The organism is Vibrio sp. 10N.222.48.A3, from assembly GCF_041475345.1.
In the GTDB taxonomy this organism is placed as follows: domain Bacteria; phylum Pseudomonadota; class Gammaproteobacteria; order Enterobacterales; family Vibrionaceae; genus Vibrio; species Vibrio tasmaniensis_A.
Genome location: NZ_JBFRVX010000367.1, coordinates 1 through 9457, shown reverse-complemented (window position 1 = coordinate 9457; position 9457 = coordinate 1). Strand labels below are relative to the sequence as shown.

Annotated in this window: 7 protein-coding genes; 3 read left to right on the top strand and 4 right to left on the bottom strand. The window is 44.2% G+C overall.

Annotation, left to right across the window (positions count from 1 at the left end):
* From AB4653_RS11335 to AB4653_RS11325, 3 genes are all read right to left on the bottom strand, one after another.
* Nucleotides 1-983, bottom strand: a 983-nt coding sequence (locus tag AB4653_RS11335) for a trypsin-like serine protease (protein ID WP_372104195.1), incomplete at its 3' end; no start/stop codon positions are given.
* Between the two features lie 298 nt (nucleotides 984-1281).
* A complete protein-coding gene (gcvT, locus tag AB4653_RS11330) occupies nucleotides 1282-2415 on the bottom strand; it encodes a glycine cleavage system aminomethyltransferase GcvT (RefSeq protein WP_102257710.1) in 1134 nt (377 codons plus the stop codon).
* Nucleotides 2416-2885: 470 nt separating this feature from the next.
* Nucleotides 2886-3509 carry a helix-turn-helix domain-containing protein gene (locus tag AB4653_RS11325; protein ID WP_012600696.1) on the bottom strand — a complete coding sequence of 208 codons (624 nt, stop codon included), beginning with the start codon at nucleotides 3507-3509 and terminating at the stop codon, nucleotides 2886-2888.
* A 440-nt stretch (nucleotides 3510-3949) separates the two neighbouring features.
* Between AB4653_RS11325 and AB4653_RS11320 the strand changes: the two genes are divergently transcribed.
* The 3 genes from AB4653_RS11320 (at nucleotide 3950) to gcvP (ending at nucleotide 8643) form a co-directional block, all read left to right on the top strand.
* Nucleotides 3950-5242, top strand: coding sequence for a serine hydroxymethyltransferase (locus AB4653_RS11320; protein WP_102257709.1), 1293 nt, complete (start codon nucleotides 3950-3952; stop codon nucleotides 5240-5242).
* A gap of 51 nt (nucleotides 5243-5293) precedes the next feature.
* Entirely contained in the window at nucleotides 5294-5674 is a 381-nt protein-coding gene (gcvH, locus tag AB4653_RS11315; protein WP_009845137.1) for a glycine cleavage system protein GcvH, read from the top strand.
* A gap of 89 nt (nucleotides 5675-5763) precedes the next feature.
* Complete coding sequence (gcvP, locus tag AB4653_RS11310) at nucleotides 5764-8643, top strand: aminomethyl-transferring glycine dehydrogenase (protein WP_102257708.1); 2880 nt, start codon at nucleotides 5764-5766, stop codon at nucleotides 8641-8643.
* Between the two features lie 174 nt (nucleotides 8644-8817).
* Here gcvP and AB4653_RS11305 read toward each other — a convergent pair.
* Nucleotides 8818-9457, bottom strand: a 640-nt coding sequence (locus AB4653_RS11305) for a M23 family metallopeptidase (RefSeq protein WP_372104192.1), incomplete at its 5' end; no start/stop codon positions are given.

The following is a 9457-nucleotide window of genomic DNA, read 5'->3' as shown; positions in this document are numbered from 1 at the left end:
GGCTTCTTCTTCAAGCCGGAGTACGCAGATCTCTTAGCGTGTGTTGAAACAAATTTAGCAGTTTCTGTACCCGCGATCACGCTATCGATCCAATCTTTATAATCGTAGATTTCAGTAAATACGGACGTTACGATAGAACTACCACCACAGGTTGCAGGACCAAAGCTAGTAATACCGACTTGTCGATAATCAGAACCATCTTTCCAGTAAACTGGACCACCAGAGTCTCCTTGGCAGGTACTGCCATATAAACTAGTGAAAATGTTGAAATCACCTGTGAAACAAATTTGTTTACCAGTTAGAGGAGGATTTGGGTTGTCCTTACCTGTAAATGCGTTCTTGCACGTTGTGTTATCTACGTAAGCCAGAGTTACTTTCTGTAATAAGGTGGTTCCGTCAAAGCCTGTACGTGTATTACCATGACCAACGGCCACAAAATCACTCGCCGCATTACGATAAGTTTCATTTGATGGACGCTTCACAACATCGTTGATCGAATCAACATTGAGTGCACTTTCTAGCTTGAGAATAGCAACATCATTGCGCAAAAAGTCGCTGATTTCATCCGAGTAATCACTAGGGTAATAGACCTCAGAAACGCGCGCTTTCTGGATATTACCCTTAGGGAATTGAGAGGTATCTTCTATCTGAGGAACAACGACAGTAAACAACTGTCCTTCCTCATCACCATAAATACAGTGCGCAGCAGTCAAAACATGGCTTGGGTCAAGAATCGTTGCACCACAATATGAGCCCGTTGAGTAAACCCCATCGTAATCAATACGATCGATAAACAAGCTCGCCATTGATGGGAAATTGGTGACTGAAGCGTTGCTACCGTTAACGATATAAGGTGAAACACCGACATTAGGAGCACTTTCGACCGAGTTTTCCGTCGCCATAACACTTGATGTGTAAATCAATGGAGCTAACAGCCCTAAAACGGCTTTACGAACCGGACTCATTGTATGGTTAACATTCATAGATAACTCCTTGTAACCCTTACTACTTATTTACAAAAATGATGAATCGTCACCATAACACGTTACGACTAATATTATAGTAAGCAATTTTAATGATATAGCCATATGTCTCGTTTTAAAAAAACGAACTTTCAGGTCGCCGCGCTTGTAGCGATATAGAAAGTTATACGCTCTTAAAATTAGATACGTTCATAAAAAGGGAGATGGGCTTAAAACCCAAAAGCCTACCGTTGAACTTCTCTACACAGAGAAGCAAACAGTAGGCTTTGTTTAGCTCAATAGTTTCTCTTAAAATAGATTAGCCACGGTAGTAACGTTGAGGTACGAATGGCATTTTTTCTACTGTCATAGGTAATTTCTTACCACGAACTTCAGCGAATACTTCAGTGCCAATTACCGCTAAGTCAGTACGAACATAAGCCATAGAAACAGGCTTGCCTGCGTTAGGGCCAGCAGTACCGCTTGTTACAACGCCAATCTTGTTGTCTTCAGCATCGAACAATTCAGCACCTTCACGTACTGGTGCTTTAGTTTGACCAACAAGACCAACACGCTTACGTTGAACATCTTTCGTTGCGATTTGCTCAAGAATGATATCAGCGCCAGGGAAGCCGCCTGCACGTTCACCGCCTGTACGACGTACTTTTTGAATACCCCATAGAAGGCTAGCTTCTACTGGCGTTGTCGTTGTGTCTAGATCATGACCATATAGACATAGACCACACTCAAGACGAAGTGAGTCACGAGCACCAAGGCCAATCCACTCAACTTCCGCTTCTGAAGTTAGCTTGCGTGCCAATGCTTCAGCGTGATCGTTAGGAACAGAGATCTCGTAGCCATCTTCCCCCGTGTAACCACTGCGGCTCACGATGCATTCAACGCCATCGATATCGACTTTTTGAACGTCCATGAACAACATGTCTGCAACGCTAGGTTGGAAACGAGCAAGAACTTCAGACGCTTTAGGGCCTTGAAGGGCTAATAGAGCGCGGTCATCAATCACTTCCATTTCGACGTCAGCTGGAAGGTGCGCCGTTAGATGGTCGATATCTTGTGTCTTACAAGCTGCATTCACAACAACAAATAGGTGGTCGCCTAAATTAGCAACCATCAGGTCATCCATAATGCCGCCCTGCTCGTTAGTAAAGAACGCATAGCGCTGCTTACCAGAAGGAAGGTCAATAATATCTACAGGAACCAAAGATTCTAAGACAGCAGCTGCGTTTGCACCATGTAGACGAAGTTGCCCCATGTGAGAAACATCAAAAAGACCAGCTGCATCACGAGTATGTAAATGCTCTTTCTTTACACCAAGTGGGTACTGGACTGGCATATCGTAGCCAGCGAAAGGAACCATCTTTGCACCCTCTTCAACGTGAAGCGCATGCAGTGGTGTTGTTAGTAGGTCTTGATTAGCGTGTTCTTGAGTCATTTTATTCTCCATGAAGCGTTGCAGGCTGTCCAAAATCGAGTCTGCCGCTTATATCTCTATTTAGAGTCGCCTCTAACGATACTGGTTAACGTTAGAAACAGTAGATAGTAAAAAGTGATGTCCTTTATATAGGCTTATATCGTTGGCTCTATAAATTATGAATAACTGTACAAAACCCATACAACTCACTTTCTAAGAATTCACTTCAGTAAACTTCAATCAGCATGAGTAAACCATGTTCACTATAATAAACAAGCCTGCGTCAGTTTTACACCCTTAACAATAGTCAAACAGCTCAAAATGTGACATTTAACAATTTAAAAACAATTGTTCGGTACATACAAAAACGCGATATTGATGATTTTCGCATCAATATCGCGTCTATTAGCTAACGTTCAAAACAAAAGCAAACGTTTGCATCCACTATAAGAAATTCAAAACTTGTTAGCTTATTTTGCAGTGACCTACAGTTATTTTGCAGTCACCCACAGAATGAGCGCATCTTCAGCACTAGTTGAAATCAGCATATGACCCATATTCGCATCGTAATACATGCTATCGCCTTCACTCATTGGCACGGGTTCGTAGAATTCTGAGTAGAACATCACATCACCCGAGATGATCATTAAGAACTCTTCACCATCGTGGCGCACCCAATCGTTATACTCTTCAAAAGTACGAGCTCTCACCCGACTCTTAAACGGCATCATCTTCTTATTAGAGAGCTCTGTGGCAAGCAATTCGTGTTCATAAGTGGGTGTTGGGTGTGGTTTACCTTGGCCTACTTTGGTTAAATCACGACGTCCTGTAGCGACTTTTTTTCTTGGTGGCTCAAAGAGTTGCGGCATATCTATCTGCAACCCCATAGCCAATTTCTGCATCGCTTGAAAGGTCGGAGAGATCTGTTCGTTCTCTATTTTACTGAGCGTAGAACGCGCCAAGCCTGTTCTTTGGCTTGCCTCTTCTAGCGTGATCCCTAGCTTACCGCGAATGTCTTTAATGCGCTGGCCAAGCCTAAGTGGTTCAATATTCTGGTCTAACGTTTCCTTCGCCAACGTTAGAGATGGGTACTCATCATAAATGTCTTCTGACATAGGTCCCTCACTAATTTTTTACTTCCTGTCTATTAATTTCATTGTTGCATAAAGCGCTTTGTTGATTAAAGAGCACACAGAGAAATAAAGCGTGCTCCCCGTAGCAAAACAAGAAAATCTGTTTCCTATTGGAAATTTTTGTTGAAAATTGATTTTAACGGAGCTATGTTATCGACTTGTTAGATGAAGAGATGCTACTTCGGCTTGCCGCAAATGATAGATTTAACATTTGTGAGAGCTGTTTTTTACCCGATTTTTTGGGAACCAATTCGTGCTGCATTGACCCTACAACGATCGCTTAGATGCTGTAAGAGTATATTTAATACGCAATCAACGTATGTCTGTACCTATATAGCGCAAACGATACCGATGCAGAAATCAACGTAAGACCTAATGGACTATAAAAACAATCACCATTAGCTTAATGAAAGGTCTCGACAATGAACGCTTACCAAAACCACAGCTTAGACAGTTTTTTCTCTACGAACCTATCAGGTACTGACGACGCCGTATTTGCTGGAATCCAAGCAGAGAACACTCGTCAAAACGAACAAATCGAACTTATTGCTTCTGAGAACATCGTTTCTAAAGCAGTAATGCAAGCTCAAGGCACTTGCCTAACCAACAAATACGCAGAAGGCTACCCAGGCCGTCGCTACTACGGTGGTTGTGAGCACGTAGATACCGTTGAAGCTATCGCAATTGAACGTGCTAAACAGCTGTTTAAATGTGAATACGTAAACGTGCAGCCTCACTCTGGCGCTCAAGCAAACGGTGCAGTAAAACTTGCCCTACTTCAACCCGGCGATACAATCCTTGGTATGTCTTTAGATGCTGGTGGTCACCTCACACACGGTGCACGTCCTGCAATGTCTGGTAAGTGGTTCAACGCAGTTCAATATGGCGTAGACCGCGACACACTTGAAATCGATTACGAAGCAGTTCGCGCTTTAGCTGTCGAAAGTCAACCTAAAATGATTATTGCAGGTGGTAGTGCTATCCCACGCGTTATTGATTTCGCTAAGTTCCGCGAAATTGCTGACGAAGTTGGCGCTTTCCTAATGGTCGATATGGCACACATCGCAGGTCTTATCGCGACAGGTGCTCACCCTAGCCCACTACCACATGCACACGTTGTTACCACAACAACGCACAAAACACTTCGTGGCCCACGCGGCGGTATGATTCTGACGAACCACGAAGACATCAACAAAAAGATCAACTCTGCAGTGTTCCCTGGCCTTCAAGGCGGCCCACTAATGCACGTTATCGCGGCTAAAGCAGTGGCGTTTGGCGAAGCACTTGGCCCAGAATTTAATACTTATATTGATTCAGTGATCGACAACGCAAAAGTTCTTGCTGAAGTGTTGCAAACTCGCGGTTGTGACATTGTGACTGGCGGTACAGACACACATCTAATGCTGGTTGACCTTCGCCCTAAAGGCTTGAAAGGTAACGTAACTGAAGAAGCATTAGAGCGTGCAGGGATCACATGTAACAAAAATGGCATACCATTCGATACAGAGAAGCCTATGATTACTTCTGGTATCCGTTTAGGCACGCCAGCTGGAACCAGTCGTGGTTTTGGCACTGAAGAATTCAAACTTATCGGTGAATGGATCGGCGATGTACTTGATGGCTTAGTTGAAAGCCCTGAAGGCAATGCTGAAGTTGAGCAACGTGTTCGCAAGCAAGTTAAAGAGCTTTGCAAACGCTTCCCTCTTTACCGTTAAACCAATTTTTAGATTTAAATTAAAACCTCATAAATTTTTGGAGAATAAGCAATGGACAATACACTAAAGTTTGCAGACAGCCACGAGTGGGTTAAAGACAACGGTGACGGTACTGTAACTATTGGTATTTCTGAGCACGCTCAAGAGCTACTAGGTGACGTTGTGTTTGTTGACCTGCCAGACACTGAAGACGAAATTGAAGCTGGCGAAAGCTTCTCTCTGGTTGAATCAGTAAAAGCAGCTTCTGATATCTACGCACCAATCTCTGGCGAAATTGTAGAAATCAACGAAGAATTAGAAGATAGCCCAGAGCTAATCAACGAAGAACCTTATGAAGGTGGTTGGATTGTTAAAGTGAAGATGTCTGATGCGTCTGAACTAAACAACCTTAAAGATGCGGAAGAATACCTAAGCTCTGTAGAAGAAGACTAATAGGTAACCTCATTACGATAAAGCTGCTCTTTGGAGCAGCTTAATTTTAGGGGCTAGCTCACGGCTCCAGAGAGAAAGTAGAACATATCATGACTGAATTACTTCAAAGCCAATTACTGAAAGACTTGGGTACGCAAAACGAGTTTGTTGCTCGTCATAACGGCCCTAATAAAGCAGACCAGCAAAAAATGCTTGAAGCGATCAACGCGACTAGCCTTGACGCACTGATCGACGAAACGGTTCCTGCACAAATCCGTCTTGAAAAACCAATGACACTTGCTGCGCCACTGAGCGAAATGGACATGCTGACCTCTCTTAAAGAGATCGCTAACCTAAACCAAGTTAAACGTACTTTCATTGGCCAAGGCTATTACAACACATTCACTCCAAACGTTATTTTACGTAACGTTCTAGAGAACCCAGGCTGGTACACAGCTTACACCCCATACCAACCAGAGATTTCTCAAGGTCGCCTTGAAGCTCTACTGAATTACCAACAAATGGTAATGGACTTAACTGGTATGGAAATCGCGAACGCGTCTCTTCTTGATGAAGCGACAGCGGCTGGCGAAGCCATGACACTGTGTAAGCGTGCTGGTAAAAGCAAGAGCAAAGTATTCTTCGTTGCCGACGATGTTCATCCTCAAACACTAGAAGTTGTTAAAACTCGTGCTGAGTACATCGGTTTTGAAGTAATGGTTGGTGCTCTTGAAACACTTCCAGAGCAAGACGTATTTGGTGCGTTAGTTCAATACCCTGGTACAACAGGCGAAGTTCGTGATCTAACAGACATCATTGCGAAAGCTCAAGCAAACAAGACTCTTGTAACGGTTGCAACTGACCTACTTGCTTCTGCTCTACTTAAGCCAGCTGGCGAAATGGGCGCAGACGTAGTAATCGGCAGCGCGCAACGTTTCGGTGTTCCTATGGGTTACGGCGGTCCACACGCTGCATTCATGGGTACTCGTGAAAAGCATAAGCGTACAATGCCAGGTCGTGTAATCGGTGTTTCAATCGATACTCACGGTAACCAAGCACTACGTATGGCAATGCAAACTCGTGAGCAACACATCCGCCGCGAGAAAGCGACATCGAACATCTGTACAGCTCAAGCACTTCTAGCAAACATGGCGTCTTTCTACGCGGTTTACCACGGTGCAGAAGGCCTTCGTACTATTGCTCGTCGTACACACCACATGACAGCTATCCTAGCGGCTGGCCTGACTAAAGCGGGTTACGAGCTAACGAACAACAGCTTCTTTGATACCATCACGCTGAACACAGAAGACAAGACAGATGCACTGTACGCAAAAGCGCAAGCCGCAGACATCAACCTTCGCCTTCTTAAGGGTAAGATCGGTATCAGCTTAGATGAAACAACAACAATCGACGACGTGAACGCACTGTTTGCAATCTTCGACGTGAAAGAAGACGTTCAAGCACTATCTTCTGACATTGCATCAAACGAGTTTGCAGCAATTCCAGAAAACTGCCGTCGTGAATCAGAGTTCCTAACTCACCCAGTATTCAATACGCACCACAGCGAAACGCAAATGATGCGTTACCTAAAACAGCTTGAGAACAAAGACTTCTCACTAACGCACGGCATGATCCCACTGGGCAGCTGTACGATGAAGCTGAACGCTGCTGCTGAGATGATCCCAGTAACATGGCCTGAGTTTGGTTCTATTCACCCATTCGCACCTCTTGATCAAGCAGCAGGTTACACAGCGCTAGCGAAAGATCTTAAAGAGAAGCTTTGTGAAATTACCGGTTACGACGATTTCTCACTACAGCCTAACTCTGGTGCATCTGGCGAATACGCAGGTCTAATCGCGATTCAACGCTACCACGCAAGCCGCGGTGAAGCTCACCGTAACGTTTGTCTGATTCCAAGCTCTGCGCACGGTACTAACCCTGCAACAGCATCAATGGTGTCAATGAAGGTTGTGGTTGTTAAGTGTGATGAAGATGGCAACATCGACATGACAGACCTAGCAGCAAAAATCGAGAAGCACAAAGACAACCTATCAAGCATCATGATCACTTACCCTTCTACGCACGGCGTATACGAAGAGCAAGTGAAAGAAGTGTGTGAACAAGTACACGCAGCGGGCGGTCAGGTTTACCTAGACGGCGCGAACATGAACGCTCAAGTAGGTCTAACTTCACCTGGCTTCATCGGTTCAGACGTATCTCACTTGAACCTACACAAAACATTCTGTATCCCACATGGTGGTGGCGGTCCGGGTATGGGTCCTATCGGCGTTAAATCGCACCTAGCACCTTTCCTACCAGGTCACATCGAAAACGGTGTACAAGGTTCTGACTATGCGGTATCAGCAGCAGATCTAGGTAGTGCTTCAATTCTACCTATCTCTTGGGCTTACATTGCAATGATGGGCGAACCTGGCCTAACAGACGCAACGAAAGTAGCAATTCTGAACGCAAACTACGTGATGGAGAAACTACGCCCTCACTACCCTGTTCTTTACCGTGGCACTAACGGCCGCGTAGCGCACGAATGTATTATCGATATTCGTCCACTTAAAGAAGACACAGGCATCAGCGAAGAAGATATCGCTAAGCGTCTAATGGACTTCGGTTTCCACGCGCCTACTATGTCTTTCCCAGTAGCTGGCACACTAATGGTAGAGCCAACTGAATCTGAAGATTTAGAAGAGTTAGACCGTTTCTGTGAAGCGATGATCGCAATCCGTCACGAAATGGCAGCAGTGAAAGCGGGTGAATGGCCACTAGATAACAACCCTCTAGTGAACGCACCGCACACACAAGTTGACCTTTCAGGCGCAGAATGGGATCGCCCTTACTCTCGCGAACTGGCTTGCTTCCCATCGAAAGCAACCAAGAACTCGAAGTACTGGCCAACTGTTAACCGTGTAGACAACGTATACGGTGACCGTAACCTAATCTGTTCTTGCCCAAGTATCGATAACTACGAAGACTAATTTTTGTAGATTTTAGATAAACAAAAGCGAACCACTTGGTTCGCTTTTTTGTTTTTGTAGTTATTTGGTTGCTAGTGCAATTTACTTAATAAAGTGACTTCGGACTTGTTTTACACTCGGGATTTAACGTTGGCTAGGCAACGCTCAATCATTATTTGTTATACGCGTATTGGATTAGTTTCGTGATAATTTAGACTTGGTTAGTAATATGAATTGTTCAGGGTCTATGTACCCTTTAAATATTGGAGGTTCTGTTGTGTATCCCCCCATCCAACGATCGGGACCAGTTTCTGGGTATTCCATACGTGACCCCATTCTTATTGAAAAATGTATATGGGCATTTACACCAATGCCAAAATCCTCTGAAGGGTCAGCTATATAACCAAGCAAATCCCCTTTTTTAATTGCCCCTTTTGAGACTAACCAGCTTTTTAATGACAGATGACCGTACAATGAATAAAGGTTTTCTTTTGGGTGATCAATAATCACAACGCCAGGATAACCGTTCATGTAACCAGAATAACTTACAACACCATCAGCAATAGCGTATACCGGCTCTCCAACTTCAGCGAAATAGTCTATGGCAGCATGATATAAATGAGGAAATCGAGAAGCAGTATTAAATGAGGCAAAACCCTGTAATTCTGAACGTGAATCCAGAGGAAATCTATATGGCTCTTTTAAATTTTCAGCAATCCCCTCTAATATCGGACGGACAAGATTAAGTTCTTCATCAACCAGCCGCTGTTTCGTGTCCGTGAGTACTTTTGAACCTAAAAATACTAAAGGCAAAATAGTAAGGGTAATGATTACA

Excerpts from the sequence above, each read along its gene's own strand:
- gcvT (WP_102257710.1), bottom strand. The coding sequence starts at position 2,415 with ATGACTCAAGAACACGCTAATCAAGACCTACTAACAACACCACTGCAT.
- AB4653_RS11325 (WP_012600696.1), bottom strand. The coding sequence starts at position 3,509 with ATGTCAGAAGACATTTATGATGAGTACCCATCTCTAACGTTGGCGAAG.
- AB4653_RS11320 (WP_102257709.1), top strand. The coding sequence starts at position 3,950 with ATGAACGCTTACCAAAACCACAGCTTAGACAGTTTTTTCTCTACGAAC.
- gcvH (WP_009845137.1), top strand. The coding sequence starts at position 5,294 with ATGGACAATACACTAAAGTTTGCAGACAGCCACGAGTGGGTTAAAGAC.
- gcvP (WP_102257708.1), top strand. The coding sequence starts at position 5,764 with ATGACTGAATTACTTCAAAGCCAATTACTGAAAGACTTGGGTACGCAA.